The organism is Herbaspirillum autotrophicum (assembly GCF_001189915.1).
Classification (GTDB): domain Bacteria; phylum Pseudomonadota; class Gammaproteobacteria; order Burkholderiales; family Burkholderiaceae_D; genus Herbaspirillum; species Herbaspirillum autotrophicum.
Genome location: NZ_LFLS01000042.1, coordinates 14,453 through 36,320 on the forward strand (window position 1 = coordinate 14,453; position 21,868 = coordinate 36,320).

Consider the following 21,868-nt stretch of genomic DNA (forward strand, 5'->3'; position numbering starts at 1 on the left):
TGATATTCAGTTATCGGTCGATTTCACCAAACACAATATCTTGCGTGCCGATGATGGTAACCGCATCGGCAATCATGTGGCCTTTGGCCATTTCGTTGAGGCTCGCCAGATGCGCGAACCCCGGTGCACGAATCTTGAGACGGTATGGCTTGTTGGCGCCGTCCGACACCAGATAGATGCCGAACTCGCCCTTCGGATGCTCGACTGCCACATACGCTTCGCCCGGCGGCACATGGAAACCTTCCGTGAACAACTTGAAATGGTGAATCAAGTCTTCCATGTTGGTTTTCATGTCCACGCGCGGCGGCGGCGCAATCTTGTGGTTGTCGATGATCACCGGACCGGGATTGTTGCGCAGCCACTCGACGCATTGCTTGATGATGCGGTTGGACTGACGCATTTCTTCCACGCGCACCAGATAACGGTCGTAGCTGTCGCCGTTCTTGCCGACCGGGATATCGAAGTCCAGCAAATCGTACACTTCGTACGGCTGCTTCTTGCGCAAATCCCATTCGATGCCCGAACCGCGCAGCATGGCGCCGCTGAAGCCCATGGCCAATGCACGTTCCGGCGATACCACACCGACCCCGACCAGACGCTGTTTCCAGATCCGGTTATCCGTCAGCAGGGTTTCGTATTCGTCAACATAGCGCGGGAAACGATTGGTGAAGTCTTCGATGAAATCGAGCAGCGAGCCCTGACGATTTTCATTGAGTTCCTTGATCGCCTTGTCATTGCGGACAATCGATGCCTTGTATTGCGGCATGCGGTCTGGCAGATCACGATAGACGCCACCCGGACGGTAGTAGGCAGCGTGCATGCGCGCGCCCGATACCGCTTCGTAGCAATCCATCAGATCTTCACGTTCGCGGAAGGCATACAGCAGCACGCCCATGGCGCCAACGTCCAGACCATGCGCGCCGATCCACATCAGGTGGTTCAGCAAACGCGTGATTTCATCGAACATGACGCGGATGTACTGGGCACGCAGCGGCACTTCAATACCGAGCAGCTTTTCAATCGCGAGCACATAGGCATGCTCGTTGCACATCATCGACACGTAGTCGAGACGGTCCATGTAAGGAACCGATTGCAGGTAAGTCTTTTGCTCCGCGAGCTTTTCAGTGGCGCGATGCAACAGGCCGATGTGCGGATCGGCGCGCTGAATCACTTCGCCGTCGAGCTCAAGCACCAGACGCAACACACCGTGCGCGGCCGGATGCTGAGGACCGAAGTTGAGGGTGTAATTCTTGATTTCAGCCATTATTTGATCCCGTAATTTTCTTCACGAATAATCCGCGGCGTAATTTCGCGCGGCTCGATCGTTACGGGTTGATAAATCACGCGTTTCTGTTCGGCGTCGTAACGCATTTCGACGTAGCCGGAGACAGGAAAATCCTTGCGGAACGGATGACCGATAAAACCGTAATCGGTCAGAATGCGGCGCAAGTCGTCATGGCCGCCGAACAGGATGCCGAAGAAGTCGAACGCTTCGCGCTCATACCAGTTGGCAGCCGACCAGATGCCGGTCACCGAAGCCACCAGCGGCAAATCGTCATCTTCCGCGAACACGCGCACACGCACGCGCCAGTTGTGATGAATCGACAGCAGATGCGAGACGACAGCGAAACGCTTGCCATCCCAGACACCATCGCCGTAGGTTGAATAATCGACACCGCACAGATCCATGATCTGTTCGAAACGGGTATCTGCATGATCCCGCAGGACCCGCATGGCCGACAGGTAATCACCGGCCTTGACCACGATCGTGACCTCGCCGAGCGCCACCGTCAGGTTCTGAAGATACCCTCCAAGCGCATTACGCAAGGCAGCTTCGAGAGTTTCCAATTTTGTTGTCATGCTTCCCTCTTAGCGCGCAATGGTATTGGTGCGCTTGATCTTGTTCTGCAACTGGATCACACCGTACAACAGCGCTTCGGCAGTCGGCGGGCAACCCGGCACATAAACATCAACCGGCACGATGCGATCGCAACCGCGCACCACAGAATAGGAATAATGATAATAACCGCCGCCGTTGGCACAGGATCCCATCGAGATCACCCAACGGGGTTCGGCCATCTGATCGTAGACCTTGCGCAGCGCCGGCGCCATCTTGTTGCACAGCGTGCCGGCAACAATCATGACATCGGATTGACGCGGCGACGGCCGGAACATGATGCCGAAGCGGTCCAGATCGTAACGCGAAGCACCTACGTGCATCATTTCGACTGCACAGCAGGCCAGTCCAAAGGTCATCGGCCACATGGAACCGGTACGGGTCCAGTTGATTACCTTATCGAGCGAGGTGGTGACGAACCCCTCATTTAATACGCCTTCAATTGACATGGCTTACTCCCAATCCAGGGCACCCTTTTTCCAGATGTACCAAAATCCGACCACAAATTCAGCGATGAAAACCATCATCGTGATGAAGCCAGCCCATCCCAGGTCGCGCATTGCAACGCCCCATGGGAAGAAAAACGCAGTTTCCAGATCGAACAGGATAAACAGGATGGCGACGAGATAATAACGCACGTCGAACTTCATCCGGGCGTCTTCAAACGCTTCAAATCCACATTCGTAGGGAGAGGTCTTTTGCGCATCGGGCCTGTGCGGACCGAGCAAGCGACCTAATAACTGGGGAGCGGCACCGACGACGATGCCGATAAGAATAAACAACAGGACGGGAAAGTAATTTTCGAGGTTCACGATTATGCGCAGGTATGTTGAACAATTAGCGGAATGATTCTCAATATCAAACAGCAATTTCCTCGGCAAAAAGCCAGCTCAGGCTTGTCGCCCTTTGCTGGCTTTTCTCTGTATTTCATGGTGCCGACGACGAGACTCGAACTCGTACAGCTTTCGCCACTACCCCCTCAAGATAGCGTGTCTACCAATTTCACCACGTCGGCCTGAGACTGCAATTGTAACCTGATTTGATGCTCTTGTTCAATGCACAATCGCATTAAAACTTAACAAACTGCATTAACTTTTCGATTGTTACGGACTACGTAAAAAGCTGTTTCAGATTACTTTGGAATCTGACTGGATTTATCCGCCGGATTCGCTGGCGCAACAGGTGCAGTTGCTGCCGGTGTTGTGGTTGCCGGCGCTGTCGACGAAGGGATCGCAGCGGCCGGCGCCGGCAGACTGTCCATCACGCCGCCGCTTTGCGACACATGATGATTGCCGATGAAGGCCAGAGCCAGTGTTGCAGCAAAAAATACTGCTGCCGCCACACCGGTCGACTTCGACAAGAAGTTGGAAGAACCGGTCGCACCGAACAAACTACCCGAGGCGCCCGAACCGAAAGCAGCGCCCATGTCAGCGCCTTTGCCGTGCTGCAGCAGTACGAGACCAATAATTGTCAGCGCAGCCAGCACTTGAAGGACGACAATGGCAGTAAAAAATGTATTCATTTAACAATTTCCAATCTTGGATAATTCCAGTCAGTTACTTTGAGCGGCCTGAACAATTGCCAGGAAATCCGCTGCTTTTAATGCCGCACCACCTATGAGGCCACCATCAATATCCGCCATGGCCAGCAATTCTTTTGCATTATCGGGCTTCATGCTGCCACCGTACAGAATGCGCACCTTGGTCGCAGCTTCGACACTCTTGAGCGCCAGCCGGGCACGCAGCATGGCATGCACATCTTGCGCCATTTCCGGCGTTGCCGTCTTGCCGGTGCCAATTGCCCAGACCGGTTCGTAAGCGACCACGATTGCTTCCACCTGCCCCGCCTCCAGCGCTGCCAGCACCACATCCAGCTGACCGCCAACCACCGCATTGGTCTGAGCAGCTTCACGTTGCGCCAGCGTTTCGCCGACACAGACAATCGGCGTCAATCCGGACTTCAAGGCCGCTGCCGTCTTGGCCGCAACCTGCGCATCCGTTTCGCCGTGATAAGCGCGACGCTCGGAATGGCCGACGATGACATACTTGCAAGCAAATTCAGCCAGCATCGCTGCCGACACCTCACCGGTATAAGCACCAGCCGCATGCGCAGATACATCTTGCGCACCGAGTCCGATGGCAGAACCGCTGACTGCTGCCTGCACCTGCGCCAGATACGGCGCCGGCACACAAGTCGCGACATCGACATTGCCTTCAGCGGCCAGACCGGCCTTGACAGCGGAGATCAGCGCCGCGTTCGAGGCCAGATCGCCATTCATTTTCCAATTACCAGCAACAAATTTACGGCGCATATGAGTGTAGGTTTTTCAATAACCCCGCATTCTATCCCGCCGAAGCAAAGCCGGTCAAACCAATGACCCCCACTTATTTGCGCAATTACAGTTCCAGCATGATCTTTCCGACATGTGCGCTCGATTCCATCAATGCATGCGCCTGCGCCGCCTGTGCCAACGGAAAGGTCTGATAAATCACCGGCTTGATCTTGCCACCGGCCAGCAATGGCCAGACCCGTTGCTGCAATTGCCGTGCAATCGCCGCCTTGAATGCCACCGAACGCGGCCGCAAGGTCGATGCCGTCACTGTCAGACGACGCCGCAACAGTTGCCCCATATCCAGTTCAGCCTTGGCACCGCCGAGCAAGGCGATGATCACCAGCCGGCCGTCGTCGGCCAGGCTGCGGATCTCGCGCGGCAGGTAATCGCCGGCGACCATATCCAGAATCACATTGACGCCCTTGCCATCGGTGGCGGCCTTGACCTCTTTTTCAAAATCGGCGGTACGATAATTGATCGCCAGTTCGGCGCCCAACTCTTCGCACGCACGACACTTGTCGTCACTGCCGGCAGTGGCAAAGACCCGATGCCCCATGCTGGCGGCAATCTGAATCGCCGTGACGCCGATACCGGAAGTGCCGCCCTGCACCAGCAAGGTCTCACCCGCAGCCAGTTGCACGCGATCAAAAACGTTGCTCCACACCGTGAAATAGTTTTCCGGCAAGGACGCCGCCTGCAACGGCGTCAATCCGGCCGGCACCGGCAAGCATTGCGCCAGCGGCGCGGCGCAGTATTCGGCATAACCGCCTCCCTGCACCAGCGCACACACCAGATCGCCGCGCTTGAAGGCACTGCCGCTCAAATCGCCATCCACAATTTCGCCGGCAACTTCCAGACCCGGCAAATCTGAAGCGCCCGGCGGCGCGGCATAGTTTCCCATACGCTGAAACACGTCCGGCCGGTTGATGCCAGCGGCATGCACCTTGATCAACACTTCTCCGGCCTGCAACTGCGGCATTGGCCGCTCGCACAATTGCAACACTTCGGGGCCGCCAAACTGACTGATTTCTATCGCTCGCATATTGTTCAACCTTTATGTTCTTGCCAATTAACTGAATGCCGGACCAGCCAACGGGACTGGCTCCGCGCCATGATCACAACGAGGCCGCCGCACGCGCCGCCGTATCGTACAGCCCGGAGGCATTGCGCAACAATTGCGCCGCCTCGCCGATGGCCTGATTGGGAATGCCGCTGTCGACCTGCACCTGAATCAGACAGCGCTCGCGCACTTCCTTATAGCGCGCACACAGATCGCGACCTTCCGGCGTCACCGAAAAAAGCAATTCCTTACCTTGCTTTTCACTTTGCAGATAGCCGGCCTTGATCAATTTTTTCAGCGCATAAGTAGCGATGTGGGTATCCTCGATATTCAACACGAAGCAGATGTCCGCCAGTTTTTTCTTGCGATCACGGTGATTCACATGATGCAACAAAGAAACTTCCACAGCAGTCATATCCTTGGCACCGGCGGCCATCATGCAGCGCATCATCCAACGATTGAAGGCATTGCCGGCCATGATCAATGCGTATTCCAGTTCGGACAGTTCGGCACTGCGGTCCGACACCAGATGATTGGAAGACACTATTTTGGAGACTGGCGCCGCTTGCACAGGCAAGCTTTCCGACGTATCAGCAGACATATTGAATTTTCACAAAAAAGAAAGTTGAAGCGAATGGCGAAACTATAGCGCATACGCAAATAAATAATTTATCGACATATTGTTTATATTTTGTTTGAAATGTAATATCCGTGAAAACTTGAGGCGCAAGTCTTGAAACACAATACCGAGGCGACCATGCAATTACCCCATCTCCATGCTCTTGGCGATAGTGCTTTACTGTGCAATCTGCCGCCGCCGGCAACACTGAAACACCAGCAACATATCTGGGCCGTGGCACAGGCCAGCGCCGACTGGCCGGAAATCAGCGAAGTCGTGCCCGGCATGAACAACCTGATGCTGATCTTCAAGCGCCCGGTAGAAGACATGCAAACCGTATCGGAACGCATCATGCAAACCTGGCGCCACATCCATGGCGCACAGGATCCCGGTCGCCAGATCGACATCCCGGTCATCTATGGCGGCGCGGACGGCCCTGATCTGGATGCCGTGGCACGCCATACCGGCTTTTCTGCCGAAGAGGTGGTGGCCCGTCACAGCAGCGCCGAATACGTAGTGTATTTTCTCGGCTTCATGCCCGGCTTTGCCTACATGGGCGGTCTCGATCCACTACTGGCAACGCCGCGTCATGCTGAACCGCGCATGTCGATACCGGCCGGCTCGGTCGGTATCGGCGGCGAGCAAACCGGCATTTACCCGCTGGCCTCGCCGGGCGGCTGGCAATTACTCGGACGCACGCCGCTGGCCTTGTTTGATCCGACCAACAACCCACCCACCTTGCTGCGTCCGGGTGACCGCGTACGCTTTGTTCCGGAGCACGCATGATCAATATCAATCAACCCGGCCTGCTCACTTCGGTACAAGATCTCGGGCGTCCCGGTCATCGCCATGCGGGCATCAGCCCCGGCGGCGCGTTGAATTCGCTGGCACTGACGCTGGGTAACCTGCTGGTCGGCAATCCCGATAGCGCAGCCGGCCTGGAAATCACCATGGGCAACTGCGAACTGCACTTCAACCGCGCCACCCGCATTGCCATCACCGGCGATGACTTCGGCGCCACGCTCGACGGCCTCGCGGTAGCGCCCTATTGGAGCGTGCCGGTGCACGCCGGACAAACATTGAAATTCGCCGCTGCCGGCAATCTGAACGCCCAAGGCATCCGCTGCTATCTGGCGGTGGCTGGCGGCATTGACGTTCCGCTCATATTGGGCTCGCGCAGCACCGACCTCAAAGCCGGCTTCGGCGGTCATCAGGGACGCGCCCTGCGCAAAGGCGACCGTCTGCCGCTCGGCCAGGCCACCCACGACACTCCCGACGGCCCGGCCTTTGGCATTCGTTCGCCGCAATGGAGTGCGCTGGCAACACAAACCGGTGACAGCAGTAAACTGGTGATGCTGCGGGTATTACCCGGTCCGGAATATGAACAGTTCAGCGCCATTGCCAGAACCGCATTGTGGCGCGACAAATGGCGCATCACGCCGAACAGCAACCGCATGGGCTACCGGCTCGAAGGTCCGGAACTGAAACGCAAGCAAAGCAAGGATTTGCTGTCGCATGGCGTGGTACCCGGCGTGATTCAGGTACCGCCATCCGGACAGCCGATTGTCTTGATGGGTGACGCCCAAGCGACCGGCGGCTATCCCAAGATCGGGGTCGTGATTCAAGCCGACATGTGGAAGCTGGCACAAGCGCCGCTCAATACCATGCTGCAATTGAATATCTGCAATCTGCACGAAGCCGGTGCCGCCTGGCAACAGCAACAGCACTACGTGTCGCAAATCAGGAAAACACTGGTCAGCCGGCGCTGGACCCATTCGACAGCGAACAAGAAATGAGGAACACCATGCACATCGACTTGAACGCCGATCTCGGCGAAGGTTGCGATACCGATGAAATGCTGCTGACTCTGGTCAGTTCAGCCAACATCGCCTGCGGCTGGCACGCCGGCGACGCGCAGACCATGCGCAATTGCGTGCGCTGGGCGTTGCAGAATCATGTCGCCATCGGTGCCCATCCGAGCTTCCCCGACCGGGAAAATTTCGGTCGCAGCAACATGCAGTTGCCGCCCGAGGAAATCATCAGCGGCATGCTCTATCAGCTGGGCGCACTGGACGCTATCATCAAGGCCGAAGGCGGCCGCATGACCCACGTCAAACCACATGGCGCGTTGTATAACATGGCCGCCAAAGACGCGGTGCTGGCCAATGCCATTTGCGCCGCCGTACGCAGCTTCAATCCTGAACTTGCCGTATTCGGTCTGGCCGGCAGCGAGTTGATTGCCGCTGCCCGCCATGCCGATCTGAGCGCGGTGGAAGAAGTCTTTGCCGATCGCGCTTATCAAGCTGATGGCAGTCTGGTGAGCCGCACGCAGGCCGGCGCCATGATCGAAGACGAAGCACAAGCCATCGCCCAAACCATTTCTCTGGTGCGCGACAAACAAGTCACGGCACTTGATGGCAGTACCGTCAAGGTCAATGCCCAGACCGTCTGCCTGCATGGCGACGGCGCCCATGCACTGAGCTTTGCCCGCACCATCCGCGCGCGCCTGGAACAAGAAGGCATCAGCGTGCGTGCGCTGCACTGACACCGACGTATCATCACCCGCCAACAACCGCAACATCAGGAGAACAAATGGAAACCGCCGTCAACTTATGGCCGCTCATCGGAGTGGTCGTCATCATTGCAGGTTTTATCCTGCGCTTCAATCCCATGCTGGTGGTGGCGGTAACCGCGATTGCCACCGGCTTTGCCGCGCAGTTCCCGATGGAAAAAATCCTGGCCGAACTGGGCACCGGATTCATCAAGACCCGCAATCTGCCGTTGATCATTTTGCTGCCGCTGACGGTGGTCGGCTTGCTGGAACGGCATGGCTTGCGTCAGCATGCGCAGAACTGGATCAGCAAGATCAAATCGGCCACCGCCGGCCGTTTGCTGATCGTCTATTTGTTCGTGCGTGAAATTACTGCCGCTCTGGGCCTGACCAGTCTTGGCGGTCATCCGCAAATGGTGCGACCGCTGATTGCGCCGATGGCTGAAGGTGCGGCAGAAAGTCGCTACGGCAAACTGTCCGATAAAATCCGTTTCAAATTGCGCGCCTATAGCGCGGCCACCGATAACGTCGGCCTGTTTTTCGGCGAAGATATTTTTGTCGCCTTCGGTGCGATTGTGCTGATGTCGACCTTTCTGCACGAAGCCGGCATCGATGTCGAACCGTTGCATATCGCCTTGTGGGGTATCCCGACCGCGATCAGCGCCTTCATTATTCACGGCTGGCGTCTGCGTCGCCTGGATGCCTCGCTCGATAAGGAATTGAGTCAGGAACGCGCGGCAAAAACAGCACAAGACAAAGCCGCCGGGAGCGCTTCATGATCATTTCCATCAATTACCTCTACTATCTGGTCGGCGCTATTCTGGCCATCACGGCGTTGATGACGCTGGCCGACAAGAATCATCCCAAACGTTATTCCAGTGCTTTGTTCTGGGGCCTGTATGCGGTCGTGTTTTTGGTCGGCGAACGCATCCCGCCCGAAATCGTCGGCATCGGCGTGATCGTGATGGCACTGCTGGCCGGCTTCGGCGGCGTCGGCATTGGCAAACACAAAGCGCCTTCGGAACAAGAAAGCAAGGCCAGTGCGCAGCGTCTGGGACACAAGCTGTTCATCCCGGCGCTGTCGATTCCGCTGGTGACCGTGATCGGCACCGTCTTGATGAAAGATATCAAGATCGGCGATGCCTTCCTGCTCGATCCGAAAAACATCACGCTGGTAAGTCTCGGTCTCGGCTGTATCATCGCGCTCGGTCTCACCTGCTGGCTGACGCGCGACACCCCGGCACAAGGCATGCGTGAATCACGCCGCCTGACCGATGCCCTCGGCTGGGCGGTGGTATTGCCGCAGATGCTGGGCATGCTGGGTCTGGTGTTTTCGGACGCCGGCGTCGGCAAGGCCGTGGCACACATCACCACCTCCTACATCAACATGGACATGCGCTTCGTGGCGGTGGTCGTGTATGTCCTGGGCATGGCCATCTTCACCGTCATCATGGGCAACGGCTTCGCCGCGTTCCCGGTGATGACCGGCGGCGTCGGCGTCCCGATCCTGATCGGCATTCACCATGGCGATCCGGCAGTGATGGCGGCCATCGGCATGTTCTCCGGCTATTGCGGCACGCTCATGACACCAATGGCAGCCAACTTCAATATCGTCCCTGCCGCCCTGCTCGAATTACCGGACAAGAATGCCGTCATCAAGGCGCAGGTACCTACCGCGCTGGCACTGCTGGTGGTGAATATTTTCTTGCTGTACTTCCTGATGTTTCGTTAAGGATCGATGATGAATCCACTTACCATGGAGCAGGCGGCGGCGTTCGTTGCCATGCCGCTGGATGCCCTGCGACGCGAGTATCCGAATCACATCATGCACGTGCTCAACGGCCCCGAAGATGTGCAGTCGCCGCGCGCGCTGCATCCGGTGTTTTACGGCAGTTACGACTGGCATTCGGCGGTACACGGTTTCTGGCTGCTGGCACGCTGCGCCCGGCTGTATCCTGATCTGCCATCGCAAGATGCGATTGCGACCCTGTTTGACGCGCATTTCACGGCAGCCGGAATGGCGGTGGAAACAGCTTATTTCCAGACCCCCAACCGCGAATCCTTTGAGCGTCCTTACGGCTTTGGCTGGCTGCTGGCGCTGGCGCATGAACTGGATCGCTGGCAACATCCGCGCGCCAAGACGTGGCTGGCCGCGATGCAACCGCTGGTGACGGAAATCCGCGCGCGGCTGCTCAAATATTTGTCCATCCTGTCGTATCCGATCCGTTCGGGAGCGCATTACAACACCGCCTTTGCGCTGGCGCTGGCGTTCGACTATGCGCGTCATTACGGTGACAGCGAACTGGCCACCGCCATCATCGATACCGCCAATGTCTTCTATGGCGCCGACCGGAATTATCCGGCGAACTTTGAACCTGGCGGCGATGAATTTCTGTCACCGGCCCTGACGGCGGCGCTGCTGATGAGCAAGACACTGGATGCCGCAGCGTTCGAAAGCTGGTTCGACAAGTACCTGCCGGATCTGTCGGCGGTGCCGAATCTGATGCAGGCAGCCCGGCTCAGTGATCGCACCGATCCCAAGGTCGCGCATCTGGATGGTTTGAATCTGAGTCGTGTCTGGTGTTTGCGGCAGATTGCGCAAAAGCTGCCGGCGCAGCATGCCGTGCATGCGCAGTTGACCGCGGCCATTGCGCATCATCTCAACGCCAGCCTGCCGCACGTGGTGGGCAGTCACTATAGCGGCAGTCACTGGCTGGCCAGTTTCGCCATGCTGGCGCTGGAAAATTCAAACGATTGATATTGGATACGGACCGCGCACATGTGCGGTCCGGCGCTCCTGTTACCGCCCGCTAGCCGGGCTCGTTCTGTTTGACCGCGTCCTTCTTTTCTTCAGCACCGACGGTATCGGCAATCACCCGCGCACTGCGCTTGAACGTCAGATAGGCCCAGGCCCAATCCATCATTACCATCAAGCGATTGCGAAAGCCGATCAAAAAATAGACGTGCACGAACAACCAGAACAGCCACGCCGGATACCCCGAAAATTTCAGCTTGCCAACCATTGCAATCGCCGCCTTGCGACCGATGGTCGCGAGCGAGCCGAGATCCTGATAAGTAAATACTTCGGTCCCCTGCCCGGCAATCCGGTGACGAATATTGATTGCCGCCAGACGCCCCATTTGCTTGGCCGCAGGCGACACACCGGGCACTGGCTTGCCTTCTGAACTGGCCGCTGCCAGGTCACCGATGACAAACACCTCGGGATGTGCGGGAATCGACAGATCGCCTTCGACGATGACGCGTCCGGCCCGGTCCAGTGCCACGCCCAATTCCTTGCCGAGCGGCGAAGCAGCAACCCCGGCCGACCAGATGACCGTGCGCGAGGCCAGTTGCTGCGCGCCCTGCGTCGTGGTGTAAGTGACGCCGGCCTGATCGATTTCCGTCACCCGGCTGCCGGTACTCACTTCAACGCCGAGCTTGACCAGTTGTTGCCGCGCCTTTTCCGACAGATCCGGCGGATACGCCTGCAACACCCGCTCACCGCCTTCCAGCAACACCACGCGCGTCTGCAAGGGATCAATGCGGCGGAATTCACCGCGCAGGGTATGCCGCGCAATTTCAATCAGGGTACCAGCCATTTCAACGCCGGTGGCACCGGCGCCGATCACGGTGAACGTCAGCCATGCCGCACGTTTTTCCGGATCATTTTCACGTTCGGCATATTCAAACGCCATCAGGATGCGACGCCGGATATTGAAAGCGTCTTCCAGTGTCTTCAGGCCCGGTGCCACGGCGGCCCAGTCATCGCGGCCGAAGTAACTGTGAGTGGAGCCGGTGGCAACCACCAGATAGTCGTAATCAATTTCACTGTCATCTTCCAGCCGCACCCGCCGTTGCGCGACATCGATCGATTTGACTGCGGCCATGATGGTAGTCAGATTGCTCTGCGATGCCAGAATGTGCCGGATCGGCGCACTGATGGCCGGCGCCGACAAGCCGGCGGTGGCAACCTGATACAGCAGAGGCTGGAACAGATGGTGATTGCTGCGATCAATGAGCGTGATGCGCACATCGGCTTTTGCCAGTTCACGGGCGGCGGCCAGACCGCCGAAACCGCAACCGAGGATGATGACGTGATGCATGGTGTCCTTTCAACCAAAAACGAAGCCACAGTATATCCAAGCCTGAGCATCACTACCGGACACCCATGAAAAAGCCGCCCGGACTTGCGTCACGGGCGGCTTTCAGACATGGCAGGAATCCTCCTGCCAGTCACACCTTACTGCTTGCTGATCGTTGCTTGCCGATTACTGTGCAACTTCAGGTGCAGCAGGAGCAGCTTCGCTACCCTCTTCAGCCTGAGCAGCCTTCATCGACAATTTCAGACGGCCGCGGTCGTCGGTTTCCAGAACCTTGACGCGCACTTGCTGGCCTTCTTTCAGGTAATCGGCAACGGCGTTGACACGCTCATTGGCGATCTGGCTGATGTGCAACAGACCATCTTTGCCTGGCAACACTTGCACGATGGCGCCGAAGTCCAGCAATTTCAGAACGGTGCCTTCGTAGACCTTGCCGACTTCAACCGACGCCGTCAGTTCTTCGATCCGACGCTTGGCTTCCTGACCGGCAGCAGCGTCCACCGATGCGATAGTCACGACGCCTTCGTCGCTGATATCGATCTGAGTACCGGTTTCTTCTGTCAGCGCACGAATCACGGCGCCGCCCTTGCCGATCACGTCACGGATTTTTTCCGGATTGATCTTGATGGTGATCAGACGTGGTGCAAAGTCGGACAATTCGCCGGTACCGCTTGGAACCGCTTCCTGCATCTTGCCCAGAATGTGAACGCGGCCTTCTTTAGCCTGTTCCAGCGCCACTTGCATGATTTCCTTGGTGATGCCCTGGATCTTGATATCCATTTGCAGTGCCGTAATGCCATTGGCAGTACCGGCCACCTTGAAGTCCATGTCGCCGAGGTGATCTTCATCACCGAGGATGTCGGTCAGCACCGCAAACTTGTTGCCTTCCTTGATCAGGCCCATGGCGATACCAGCCACGTGACCTTGCATCGGCACGCCGGCATCCATCAATGCCAGGCAGCCGCCGCAGACCGAAGCCATCGACGACGAACCGTTGGATTCCGTGATTTCGGACACCAGACGCACCGAGTAGCTGAACTCGTCAGCTGCCGGCAAGGCTGCCAGCAACGCACGCTTGGCCAGACGACCGTGACCGATTTCGCGACGCTTCGGCGTACCGACGCGACCGGTTTCGCCGGTCGCGAACGGTGGCATGTTGTAATGCAGCATGAAGCGGTCTGTGTATTCGCCCATCAGTGCATCGATCTTTTGCTCGTCGCGTGCAGTACCCAGGGTAGCGATAACCAGCGCCTGCGTTTCACCGCGAGTGAACAATGCCGAACCGTGGGTACGCGGCAACACGCCGGTACGGATCGAAATCGGACGCACGGTGCGTGTGTCGCGACCATCGATACGCGGCTCGCCGTCCAGAATCTGGGTACGGACGATCTTGGCTTCCAGATCAAACAGGATGCCGCCGACTTCACCCGAATCAGGTGTCGCCGTACCGGCTGCTGCAGCATCAGCCGCCAGCGCTGCATTCACTTCCGAAGTCACAGCCTTGAGCTGTTCGGTACGTGCTTGCTTGTCCTTGGTTTGATAGGCAGTTGCCAGCTTGGCGTTGGCCAGGTCGGTCACGCGCGCGATCAGCGGTTCGTTCTTTGGCGCCGGGCTCCACTGGACTTCAGGCTTGCCGCCTTCACGGACCAGTTCATGGATGACGTTGATGACGGCACGCGATTGCTCGTGACCGAACACCACTGCGCCCAACATGATTTCTTCCGACAATTGCTTGGCTTCGGATTCGACCATCAACACGGCAGTTTCAGTACCAGCCACAACCAGATCCAGTTGCGACGACTTCAATTGCGTGGTGGTTGGATTCAATACGTACTGACCATCGATATAGCCAACGCGTGCTGCGCCGACCGGACCGTTGAACGGGATACCGGCGATCGACAGTGCGGCCGACGCACCGATCATTGCAGCGATGTCAGGATCGATTTCAGGATTGACGGACAGGACATGCACGATGACCTGAACTTCATTCAGATAGCCTTCCGGGAACAGCGGGCGGATAGGACGATCGATCAGGCGGGAAGTCAGCGTTTCCTTTTCGGATGGCTTGCCTTCGCGCTTGAAGAAACCACCGGGGATACGACCGGCAGCATATGTCTTTTCAATGTAATCCACAGTCAGGGGGAAGAAATCCTGACCTGGCTTGGCGTCCTTGCGCGCCACTACCGTTGCCAGCACAACGGTGTCCTCGATGGACACGAGTACTGCACCGGAAGCCTGGCGAGCGATTTCGCCGGTTTCCAGCGTAACTTGATGCTGTCCGTACTGGAAGGTTTTGGTAACTTTATTGAACACGGTAATTCCTTTCTTTTTTGAAGCACAGACAGAGAATGTTGCCTGTACCTCTTTTTGCCGACAGATTTTCAGGCGCTGTCGTTCACCTCACCACAAAGACCGTCACGAATGAGCGGTCAAGTCGCACAACACGGCCATGTGACCATGAATCATGTTGCACTTACTGTAAAACACCTTGCAAAACACGCTGCCATCAGTACCAGACATGCGCCTGAACCTGATCGCAAAAAACAAAATGCCCGCGTCAGAAACTGACGCAGGCATTTGGCTATGAACCCTGAACCGGAACGGTACGCGGGAACAAGATTACTTACGCAGGCCGAGTTTTTCGATCAGCGCGCGGTAACGATCAGCATCCTTGCCCTTGAGGTAGGACAACAGGCTCTTGCGACGATTGACCATCTTGATCAGACCGCGGCGGGAATGGTGATCCTTGCTGTGTTCTTTGAAGTGACCGTTGAGGTCGTTAATGCGTGCTGTCAGCAGCGCAACTTGAACTTCCGGGGAGCCGGTGTCGTTCTGACCACGTGCGTTATCAGTGATAATGGCAGCCTTGGCTGCTTTTTCGATGGACATGCTGTTTACCTTTCACAAGCGGTGTGCGGAGTGGTTTACCCTGCATACCGTGAACAAATTTATAAGACTGACCTCAAAGAGTCAGACGCGCATTATATAGCAAAAGCCAGACGAATCAACTACTTGGGGACGATTCCCCATATGATGCGCCCGCCGCGACCACAAATTGAAGGATGCTGAACATGAAACGCCTGATTCCCCCCCTGCTGAGCACCGTCTTCAGCGCACTGATACTGGGTGGCTGCGCCTTTGCCCCAGCCGTCGCACCGGGCGAACCGGAGTCGCAGGTACTGGCCCGGCTGGGCCGCCCCACCGCCGTCTATCCTGAGGGCAACGGCAAATTGCTGGAATATGCTTCGGGCCCATTTGGGCAATATACCTACATGGCGCGCATCGGCCCCGACGGCAATCTGATTTCCTACGAGCAAGTATTGACCTTGCAAAAATTTCAATCAATCAAGGTCAATCAGGATACCAAGGAAGATGTCTTGCGCATCATCGGCCATCCGACCGAGGTCATGCGCTATGCCCGCATCCCGTTCGATGCCTGGAATTACGGCTACAAGGAAAGCGGCGTCTGGAATTCGATGATGACGGTGTATTTCGACGATCAGGGCATCGTGCGCAAAGTGGAAAACGGCCCCGATCCGCGCTATGACGACTCGCGCTTCAAATTCTGAGACCATCACTGTGTTGACTGGCGGCAAACGCACGGCACATTGCCTTGCGCTTGTCGCCATGGATACCTCAGATCACGGTCGACAAGGCCAGCGTGAGCAGCAAGGCGATTACCGAAATCAGGGTTTCGCAGACGGTCCAGGTCTTGAAGGTCTGAGGCACCGTCATGTTGAAGTACTCCTTGACCAGCCAGAAACCGCCATCGTTGACGTGCGACAGAATCAGCGAACCGGCGCCGGTCGCCAGCACCATCAATTCCGGCCGCGCACCGCCGGCGATCGACACGATCGGCGCCACGATACCGCATGCAGTGGTCATGGCAACGGTCGCTGAGCCGGTGGCGACGCGAATCAGCGCGGCCACGAACCAACCCAGCAACAGTGGCGACAAATGCGCATCGGTAGCAATACCGACAATTGCCTTGGACACGCCGCCATCCATCAGGATGCGGCCAAAGCCGGCGCCCGCGCCCACCACCAGCGTGATACTGGCAATCGGTCCCAGACATTCGTTGGTGAACTTCAGGATCGCTTCACGATTGAAACCACGGCGCTTGCCAAAGGTGTAGAAACTCACCAGTGTGGCAATCAGCAGGGCAATCACGGAATTGCCGATCAGACGCAAAAAGTCATTGGCAAATGTCTTCGGCGTAAAGAACAGATCGGCCCAGCTGCCGATCAGCATCAATGCCACCGGCAACAAAATCGTGAACAGCGTGATACCGAAACCCGGCAAGTCACCTTTGCGATCTGCTTCCACGAATTGGCTGATCAGCGGGTTATCCGGATTGGGAATCACATATTTCGACATCAGCTTGCCGAAGATCGGACCAGCGATGATGGCCGTCGGAATACCAACCATCAATGCATACAAAATGGTGCGACCGATATCGGCGTTGTAAGCGGTCACCGCCAGCAATGCTGCCGGATGCGGCGGAATCAGACCGTGCACCACCGACAGGCCGGCCACCATCGGGATCCCGACCATCACCATCGACGTGCCGGTACGCTTGGCAACGTTGAAGGCAATCGGAATCAGCAACACGAAACCGACTTCAAAAAATACCGGCAAGCCGACAATGAATGCCACTGTCATCATGGCCCAGTGCACATTCTTTTCGCCGAAGGCGTCGATCATCGTGGTGGCGATGCGCTCGGCACCGCCCGACTCCGCCATCATCTTGCCCAGCATGGTGCCGAGACCGACCACCAGCGCAATATGGCCAAGCGTGTTGCCGACCCCGGTTTCAAACGACTTGACGATGGCACCCATCGGCATGCCCACCGCCAGGCCCAATATCAGCGACACCACGATCAGCACGATGAACGGGTTCATCTTGAACTTGGCAATCAATACCACCAGTGCGATCACCGCTACCAGCGCGTAGATCAACAACATGCTTCCTTGTACAGTCTCCATCACAATCTCCTCTGCCCGTCGGGCTTATCAGGACCTACCTGTCAGCGCTTGAATGCCACGCAATCAACTTCCACCTTGCAATCCACGACCATGCTCGACACCACACAAGCACGCGCCGGCGGATTGGCGCCGAAGTATTCCTTGAAGACTTTGTTGAAAGACTGGAAGTCGCGCGCATCGTCGAGCCACACGCCGCAACGCACCACATGCTCCGGACCGTAACCGGCTTCCTTCAGAATCGCGATCACGTTCTGAATGGCCTTGTGCGATTGCGCCACGATGCCGCCGTCGATCACTTCGCCGTTTTCCATGGCGACCTGACCCGACACATACAACCAGCCGTCGGCAGCCACTGCCCGTGCAAAAGGTAAATGCTGACCGCCGGTGCCGGTGCCGCCATCTACGCCAAATCGTTGAATACTCATTGTTGCTCCTTGAAAAATTGAATCACCGCCACACACTGCCTGCGTCCCGTTACTGCCCGAACTTATCCTTCACTACCGATGCTTATCCATGCCTTGCCAAAAACCGTCCGGCGCGTTGCCCGGTGGCCGCCTTGCCGGCCGCGCCGGCATACGACAGCACACCATTGACCCAGACACCGTCGATGCCGTGCGCCGGCTGCATGGGGTCGGTAAAGGTAGCGGCATCCCGGATCGTCAGTGCATCAAACAGCACCAGATCGGCCCAGAAACCTTCACGAATCAAGCCCCGCTCAGCCAGGCCAAAGCGCTGCGCCGACAAGCCCGTCATCTTGTGCACGGCTTCGGCCAGCGGGAACAGCTTCTGCTCGCGGCTGTAATAGCCAAGCACGCGCGGGAATGCGCCCCACAAACGCGGATGCGGCATCGGATCATTGGGCAAACCATCCGAACCGATCATGGTCGACGGATGCCGCAAGATGCGGTTGACGTCGGCATCTTCCATGCAGTGATATACGGCACCGGCCGGCATCAGACGGCGGGCGGTTTGCATCAGGTCGAGCTGCCATTCGGCAGCAATGGTGGCCAGCAGCTTGCCGCCCATTTCGGGATGCGGCTGTGACCATGTCACCTGAATATCGAAGGTGTCGGTAACCTGTTTCAGATCGAGTGTGGAAGAACTCGCGGTATAGGGATAGCAATCGCAACCGACATGCTGATGCTTGCTGGCCAGTTCCAGTGCCGCCAGTACTTCTTCGCTGCGGCCCCAGTTGTCGACGCCGGCACACTTGAGATGGGAAATCACCACCGGCACGCGGGAATGCTTGCCGATCCGGAATGCCTCATCCATGGCATCCAGAATGTCGGCGAACTCACTACGCAAATGGGTCGCGTACAAGGCGCCGCATTCGGCCAACGGCTCCGCCAGTGCCAGCACTTCTTCGGTCGGCGCACAGAAGGCATTACCATAGGCCAGCCCGGTACTCAGGCCCAGCGCGCCATGCGCCAGCGCTTCGCTGAGCTGGGCGCGCATGGCGGCGATTTCACCGGCATCGGCGGCGCGGTCGAAACGGTCCATGTGATTGCTGCGCAGAGCGGTATGACCGACCAGCGCGGCGACGTTGACTGCCGGTCGCGCGGCTGTGATCGCGGCGACATAACTGGCAAACGTCGGGTAAGAAAAGTCGCCGGCCTGCCCCAGCAGATTCATCGGATCAGGGGGCTCGCCACTGAGCGTCACCGGTGCCGCGCTGATACCGCAATTGCCGACGATCACGGTGGTCACGCCTTGCGACAGCTTGGGCAACATTTCCGGCATGCGAATGACGTTGGTATCGTCATGCGTGTGGACGTCGATAAAACCGGGGCTCAGCACTTTGCCGGTGGCATCGACCACCTGCGGCGCCTGCCAGTCATCCAGCATACCGATGGCGACGATGCGTCCGGCGCGGATCGCGACATCCGCGACCACGGCCTCGGCCCCCGAACCATCAATGACAAATGCGTTACGAATCAGCGTATCGCATTGCAAGGCGCCGGCTGCTGCGTGAGGATTCAATTCTTGAGAGGTCATGTCAGTCTCCGAGCGGCTGGCGATCATTGCCGCCGCGATGCGTGTCAAGTACGTACTTGAGCCGGCGCAGCAATTCCTGGCTGCGCTCCTTTTGCGACAACGCCAGTTCCAGCATCAGCATGTCCAGCGCCATCATCATGGCGTAACGGGATGACGACGGTTTGAAGATGAAATCGGTTTCCAGGGTCTTGATCGGCAACAGCACATCGGCCATGCCGGCCAACGGCGAACCGAGCGCCGTAATCGCTACCAGTTGTACCCCGTACTCCTTGGCAACTTCACAGTTGGCCAGTAATTCCGGCACGTTGCCGGTGGTCGAAAACACCAGCAACACATCATTTTTGTCGAGCGTGGCAGCCACCATGCGTTGCAGCAAGGCATCGTGATAGGTTGCTGCCGGCCGCCCCAGACGTGCCATACGATGGCGCGCCTCATCTGACATCATGGTAGAACCGCCGCCCATGCCAAAGCAATAAATCATGCGTGCATCGCGCAACAAAACGGCGGCGCGCTGAAAAATTTCGGGTTGGATCAAGGCGTGGTTGACTTCCAGCACTGCACGTATATCGTTATAGACTACGTCGACCAGTTCCGGCGGTTGTCCCGAAGGAATCGTCTTGACGCCATCGAAAAACCGCTGCCCCACCGCCACCGCTTGCGCCAGCATGAACTTGAATTCACGCACATCCCGGCATCCCATGGCTTTGGCGAAACGCGTCACGCTGGCAATGCTGACGCCGGCCTTTTGCGCCAGTTCACCAATGCTGGCACTGGCCGCCGTCGACAAATCTTCCAGAATCGCTTCCGCCACTTTTTGCTCGGCCAGTCGCAACTGGCCGCTGCGCTCCGTGATGCGAGAGACGATATCGAATGCTTGTGACATGAAGATGTTGCCCGGGAGTGATTTCATGCCATTTATACAATAAACCGGCATGAGAATAAATAGAACGTGTTAGTTTATAACACCCTTTCGCCATATTAAATTCAGGGATATGATTACGTCAAATCAAATATTTCAAAGGATTTCGAGATGAGTGATACAAACTACCAAGCAACCTGGCAAGCGGGCATGATCGATCCTTTGAACAAAGGTCTGGGCAATTTGCCGCACGCATTGCCGCCAACCGCTGGCAATACCGTGCATTGGAATCTGCTGCTGGAAGACATCAGCCTGCCGGCCGCCGTGTTGTACGAAGAGCGACTGGCGCACAACCTGGCATGGATGCAGGCCTTCGTCGGCGAATATCAGGTCAAGCTGGCGCCGCATGGCAAAACCACCATGGCGCCCAAGCTGTTTGCGCGGCAACTGGCTGCCGGCGCCTGGGGTATCACGCTGGCCACCGCCCATCAGACGCAGGTCGCCTATGCGCATGGCGTACGACGCGTGCTGATGGCCAACCAGCTGGTCGGCAAGCAAAACATGGCGACCATTTCACGCTTGCTGGAAGATCCCGATTTCGAATTCTTTTGTCTGGTGGATTCGGCCGACATCGTGGAACAACTCGGTGCCTGGTTCAGCGCCCGCAAGCAACAACTCAACGTACTGCTGGAACTGGGCCCGGTGGGCGGCCGCACCGGCGTGCGCAATGCCGAGCAACAAGCGGCAGTGCTGGCGGCGATCAAGCGCTGGCAAGGCAGTATTGCGCTGTCCGGCATCGAAGTCTATGAAGGCGTATTGAAAGAAGAAGCGGACATTCGCCAGTTCCTGCAACGCGCGGTGCAATGTGCCAAAGAGCTGGCGCAACAAGGTTATCTGCAACATCGCTCGGCACAAAAGCCGGCAGTGCTGACCGGCGCCGGTTCGGCCTGGTATGACGTGGTGGCCGAAGAATTTGCCGGTGTCGAGATCGGCGTGCCGCTCGATATCGTGCTGCGCCCCGGTTGCTATCTGACACATGACGTCGGCATCTATCGCGCAGCGCAGGAACAAATTCTGACGCGCAATCCGGTGGCAAAAAAAATGCGCAGTGAACTGCTGCCGGCACTGCAATTGTGGGCCTATGTGCAATCGATTCCCGAAACCGATAAAGCCATCATCGCGCTCGGCAAACGTGATGCCGCATTCGACGCCGGCCTGCCGTTGCCGGTACAGCGCTTCCGTCCCGGTCACGACAGTGCGCCGGCAGCAGTCCCGGCGCACTGGGAAATCAGCGGCATGATGGACCAGCATGCCTATCTGAAAATCGCCGCCGGCGATGACATCCGCGTCGGCGACATGATCGCCTTCGATATTTCCCATCCTTGCCTGACATTCGACAAATGGCGTCATTTGCCAGTCTTGAATGCGCAGTTCGACGTGATTGATATTGTCCAGACCTTCTTCTGATA

Annotated in this window: 23 protein-coding genes and 1 tRNA gene; 8 read left to right on the top strand and 16 right to left on the bottom strand. The window is 57.4% G+C overall.

The features are described from left to right. Positions 1-10: 10 nt before the first annotated feature. From AKL27_RS23875 to AKL27_RS23915, 9 genes are all read right to left on the bottom strand, one after another. Positions 11-1,264, bottom strand: a complete 1,254-nt coding sequence (locus AKL27_RS23875; protein WP_050465383.1) for an NADH-quinone oxidoreductase subunit D — start codon at positions 1,262-1,264, stop codon at positions 11-13. Next, positions 1,264-1,860 carry an NADH-quinone oxidoreductase subunit C gene (locus AKL27_RS23880; RefSeq protein ID WP_050465384.1) on the bottom strand — a complete coding sequence of 199 codons (597 nt, stop codon included), beginning with the start codon at positions 1,858-1,860 and terminating at the stop codon, positions 1,264-1,266. The genes AKL27_RS23875 and AKL27_RS23880 overlap by 1 nt, the downstream gene beginning before the upstream one ends. Positions 1,861-1,869: 9 nt before the next feature. Continuing rightward, positions 1,870-2,346 carry a NuoB/complex I 20 kDa subunit family protein gene (locus tag AKL27_RS23885; RefSeq protein ID WP_029363014.1) on the bottom strand — a complete coding sequence of 159 codons (477 nt, stop codon included), beginning with the start codon at positions 2,344-2,346 and terminating at the stop codon, positions 1,870-1,872. A 3-nt stretch (positions 2,347-2,349) separates the two neighbouring features. Further along, entirely contained in the window at positions 2,350-2,709 is a 360-nt protein-coding gene (locus tag AKL27_RS23890) for an NADH-quinone oxidoreductase subunit A (RefSeq protein ID WP_050465411.1), read from the bottom strand. 118 nt (positions 2,710-2,827) lie between these two features. Further along, a tRNA-Leu gene (locus tag AKL27_RS23895) sits at positions 2,828-2,912 on the bottom strand. A gap of 117 nt (positions 2,913-3,029) precedes the next feature. After that, on the bottom strand, positions 3,030-3,419 hold the full coding sequence (gene secG / locus AKL27_RS23900; RefSeq protein WP_083439263.1) for a preprotein translocase subunit SecG: 390 nt from the start codon (positions 3,417-3,419) through the stop codon (positions 3,030-3,032). A gap of 30 nt (positions 3,420-3,449) precedes the next feature. After that, positions 3,450-4,208 carry a triose-phosphate isomerase gene (gene tpiA / locus AKL27_RS23905; RefSeq protein ID WP_083439264.1) on the bottom strand — a complete coding sequence of 253 codons (759 nt, stop codon included), beginning with the start codon at positions 4,206-4,208 and terminating at the stop codon, positions 3,450-3,452. A gap of 85 nt (positions 4,209-4,293) precedes the next feature. Beyond that, entirely contained in the window at positions 4,294-5,271 is a 978-nt protein-coding gene (locus AKL27_RS23910) for an NAD(P)H-quinone oxidoreductase (protein WP_050465386.1), read from the bottom strand. 73 nt (positions 5,272-5,344) lie between these two features. Continuing rightward, entirely contained in the window at positions 5,345-5,890 is a 546-nt protein-coding gene (locus AKL27_RS23915) for a winged helix DNA-binding protein (protein ID WP_050465387.1), read from the bottom strand. A 156-nt stretch (positions 5,891-6,046) separates the two neighbouring features. Between AKL27_RS23915 and pxpB the strand changes: the two genes are divergently transcribed. The 6 genes from pxpB to AKL27_RS23945 are packed head-to-tail and all read left to right on the top strand — an operon-like array spanning position 6,047 to position 11,217. Next, positions 6,047-6,694, top strand: a complete 648-nt coding sequence (pxpB, locus tag AKL27_RS23920; protein ID WP_050465413.1) for a 5-oxoprolinase subunit PxpB — start codon at positions 6,047-6,049, stop codon at positions 6,692-6,694. Continuing rightward, positions 6,691-7,704 carry a 5-oxoprolinase subunit C family protein gene (locus tag AKL27_RS23925; protein ID WP_050465388.1) on the top strand — a complete coding sequence of 338 codons (1,014 nt, stop codon included), beginning with the start codon at positions 6,691-6,693 and terminating at the stop codon, positions 7,702-7,704. Before pxpB ends, AKL27_RS23925 begins: the two co-directional genes overlap by 4 nt. Positions 7,705-7,712: 8 nt before the next feature. Beyond that, positions 7,713-8,453: a 5-oxoprolinase subunit PxpA gene (gene pxpA, locus AKL27_RS23930; protein WP_050465389.1), complete on the top strand. Its 741-nt coding sequence runs from the start codon at positions 7,713-7,715 to the stop codon at positions 8,451-8,453. Positions 8,454-8,500: 47 nt separating this feature from the next. Further along, positions 8,501-9,238: a DUF969 domain-containing protein gene (locus tag AKL27_RS23935; RefSeq protein WP_050465390.1), complete on the top strand. Its 738-nt coding sequence runs from the start codon at positions 8,501-8,503 to the stop codon at positions 9,236-9,238. Further along, on the top strand, positions 9,235-10,191 hold the full coding sequence (locus AKL27_RS23940) for a DUF979 domain-containing protein (RefSeq protein WP_050465391.1): 957 nt from the start codon (positions 9,235-9,237) through the stop codon (positions 10,189-10,191). The genes AKL27_RS23935 and AKL27_RS23940 overlap by 4 nt, the downstream gene beginning before the upstream one ends. Positions 10,192-10,197: 6 nt before the next feature. After that, positions 10,198-11,217 carry a DUF2891 domain-containing protein gene (locus AKL27_RS23945; RefSeq protein WP_198156072.1) on the top strand — a complete coding sequence of 340 codons (1,020 nt, stop codon included), beginning with the start codon at positions 10,198-10,200 and terminating at the stop codon, positions 11,215-11,217. A 52-nt stretch (positions 11,218-11,269) separates the two neighbouring features. On the opposite strand, the gene AKL27_RS23950 is transcribed toward AKL27_RS23945, so the two are convergent. The 3 genes from AKL27_RS23950 to rpsO all read right to left on the bottom strand — a co-directional run bounded on the left by AKL27_RS23950 (position 11,270) and on the right by rpsO (position 15,448). Then, the gene (locus AKL27_RS23950) at positions 11,270-12,562 is read right to left on the bottom strand and encodes an NAD(P)/FAD-dependent oxidoreductase (RefSeq protein WP_050465393.1); all 1,293 of its coding nucleotides are present in this window, start codon (positions 12,560-12,562) and stop codon (positions 11,270-11,272) included. A 165-nt stretch (positions 12,563-12,727) separates the two neighbouring features. After that, on the bottom strand, positions 12,728-14,872 hold the full coding sequence (pnp, locus tag AKL27_RS23955; protein ID WP_050465394.1) for a polyribonucleotide nucleotidyltransferase: 2,145 nt from the start codon (positions 14,870-14,872) through the stop codon (positions 12,728-12,730). Positions 14,873-15,178: 306 nt separating this feature from the next. Continuing rightward, the gene (gene rpsO / locus AKL27_RS23960) at positions 15,179-15,448 is read right to left on the bottom strand and encodes a 30S ribosomal protein S15 (RefSeq protein ID WP_007881925.1); all 270 of its coding nucleotides are present in this window, start codon (positions 15,446-15,448) and stop codon (positions 15,179-15,181) included. A gap of 182 nt (positions 15,449-15,630) precedes the next feature. On the opposite strand from rpsO, the gene bamE reads away from it, so the two are divergent. Then, positions 15,631-16,128 carry an outer membrane protein assembly factor BamE domain-containing protein gene (gene bamE / locus AKL27_RS23965; RefSeq protein ID WP_050465414.1) on the top strand — a complete coding sequence of 166 codons (498 nt, stop codon included), beginning with the start codon at positions 15,631-15,633 and terminating at the stop codon, positions 16,126-16,128. A gap of 67 nt (positions 16,129-16,195) precedes the next feature. Here bamE and AKL27_RS23970 read toward each other — a convergent pair whose 3' ends face one another. The 4 genes from AKL27_RS23970 to AKL27_RS23985 all read right to left on the bottom strand — a co-directional run bounded on the left by AKL27_RS23970 (position 16,196) and on the right by AKL27_RS23985 (position 20,423). Then, complete coding sequence (locus AKL27_RS23970; RefSeq protein WP_050465395.1) at positions 16,196-17,545, bottom strand: GntP family permease; 1,350 nt, start codon at positions 17,543-17,545, stop codon at positions 16,196-16,198. Positions 17,546-17,586: 41 nt separating this feature from the next. Further along, on the bottom strand, positions 17,587-17,970 hold the full coding sequence (locus AKL27_RS23975) for a RidA family protein (RefSeq protein WP_050465396.1): 384 nt from the start codon (positions 17,968-17,970) through the stop codon (positions 17,587-17,589). Between the two features lie 82 nt (positions 17,971-18,052). Beyond that, a complete protein-coding gene (locus AKL27_RS23980; RefSeq protein WP_157057074.1) occupies positions 18,053-19,540 on the bottom strand; it encodes an N-acyl-D-amino-acid deacylase family protein in 1,488 nt (495 codons plus the stop codon). Position 19,541: 1 nt separating this feature from the next. Further along, positions 19,542-20,423, bottom strand: coding sequence for a MurR/RpiR family transcriptional regulator (locus tag AKL27_RS23985; RefSeq protein ID WP_050465398.1), 882 nt, complete (start codon positions 20,421-20,423; stop codon positions 19,542-19,544). Between the two features lie 147 nt (positions 20,424-20,570). Here AKL27_RS23985 and AKL27_RS23990 point away from each other — a divergent pair, with 147 nt between their 5' ends. Continuing rightward, complete coding sequence (locus AKL27_RS23990) at positions 20,571-21,866, top strand: amino acid deaminase (RefSeq protein WP_050465399.1); 1,296 nt, start codon at positions 20,571-20,573, stop codon at positions 21,864-21,866. Positions 21,867-21,868: the final 2 nt, after the last annotated feature.

Bases quoted from the DNA above. Each gene is read 5' to 3' on its own strand.
- AKL27_RS23875 (WP_050465383.1), bottom strand. From the start codon at position 1,264: ATGGCTGAAATCAAGAATTACACCCTCAACTTCGGTCCTCAGCATCCG.
- AKL27_RS23880 (WP_050465384.1), bottom strand. From the start codon at position 1,860: ATGACAACAAAATTGGAAACTCTCGAAGCTGCCTTGCGTAATGCGCTT.
- AKL27_RS23885 (WP_029363014.1), bottom strand. From the start codon at position 2,346: ATGTCAATTGAAGGCGTATTAAATGAGGGGTTCGTCACCACCTCGCTC.
- secG (WP_083439263.1), bottom strand. From the start codon at position 3,419: ATGAATACATTTTTTACTGCCATTGTCGTCCTTCAAGTGCTGGCTGCG.
- tpiA (WP_083439264.1), bottom strand. From the start codon at position 4,208: ATGCGCCGTAAATTTGTTGCTGGTAATTGGAAAATGAATGGCGATCTG.
- AKL27_RS23910 (WP_050465386.1), bottom strand. From the start codon at position 5,271: ATGCGAGCGATAGAAATCAGTCAGTTTGGCGGCCCCGAAGTGTTGCAA.
- AKL27_RS23915 (WP_050465387.1), bottom strand. From the start codon at position 5,890: ATGTCTGCTGATACGTCGGAAAGCTTGCCTGTGCAAGCGGCGCCAGTC.
- pxpB (WP_050465413.1), top strand. From the start codon at position 6,047: ATGCAATTACCCCATCTCCATGCTCTTGGCGATAGTGCTTTACTGTGC.
- AKL27_RS23925 (WP_050465388.1), top strand. From the start codon at position 6,691: ATGATCAATATCAATCAACCCGGCCTGCTCACTTCGGTACAAGATCTC.
- pxpA (WP_050465389.1), top strand. From the start codon at position 7,713: ATGCACATCGACTTGAACGCCGATCTCGGCGAAGGTTGCGATACCGAT.
- AKL27_RS23935 (WP_050465390.1), top strand. From the start codon at position 8,501: ATGGAAACCGCCGTCAACTTATGGCCGCTCATCGGAGTGGTCGTCATC.
- AKL27_RS23940 (WP_050465391.1), top strand. From the start codon at position 9,235: ATGATCATTTCCATCAATTACCTCTACTATCTGGTCGGCGCTATTCTG.
- AKL27_RS23945 (WP_198156072.1), top strand. From the start codon at position 10,198: ATGATGAATCCACTTACCATGGAGCAGGCGGCGGCGTTCGTTGCCATG.
- AKL27_RS23950 (WP_050465393.1), bottom strand. From the start codon at position 12,562: ATGCATCACGTCATCATCCTCGGTTGCGGTTTCGGCGGTCTGGCCGCC.
- rpsO (WP_007881925.1), bottom strand. From the start codon at position 15,448: ATGTCCATCGAAAAAGCAGCCAAGGCTGCCATTATCACTGATAACGCA.
- bamE (WP_050465414.1), top strand. From the start codon at position 15,631: ATGAAACGCCTGATTCCCCCCCTGCTGAGCACCGTCTTCAGCGCACTG.
- AKL27_RS23970 (WP_050465395.1), bottom strand. From the start codon at position 17,545: ATGGAGACTGTACAAGGAAGCATGTTGTTGATCTACGCGCTGGTAGCG.
- AKL27_RS23975 (WP_050465396.1), bottom strand. From the start codon at position 17,970: ATGAGTATTCAACGATTTGGCGTAGATGGCGGCACCGGCACCGGCGGT.
- AKL27_RS23980 (WP_157057074.1), bottom strand. From the start codon at position 19,540: ATGACCTCTCAAGAATTGAATCCTCACGCAGCAGCCGGCGCCTTGCAA.
- AKL27_RS23985 (WP_050465398.1), bottom strand. From the start codon at position 20,423: ATGTCACAAGCATTCGATATCGTCTCTCGCATCACGGAGCGCAGCGGC.
- AKL27_RS23990 (WP_050465399.1), top strand. From the start codon at position 20,571: ATGAGTGATACAAACTACCAAGCAACCTGGCAAGCGGGCATGATCGAT.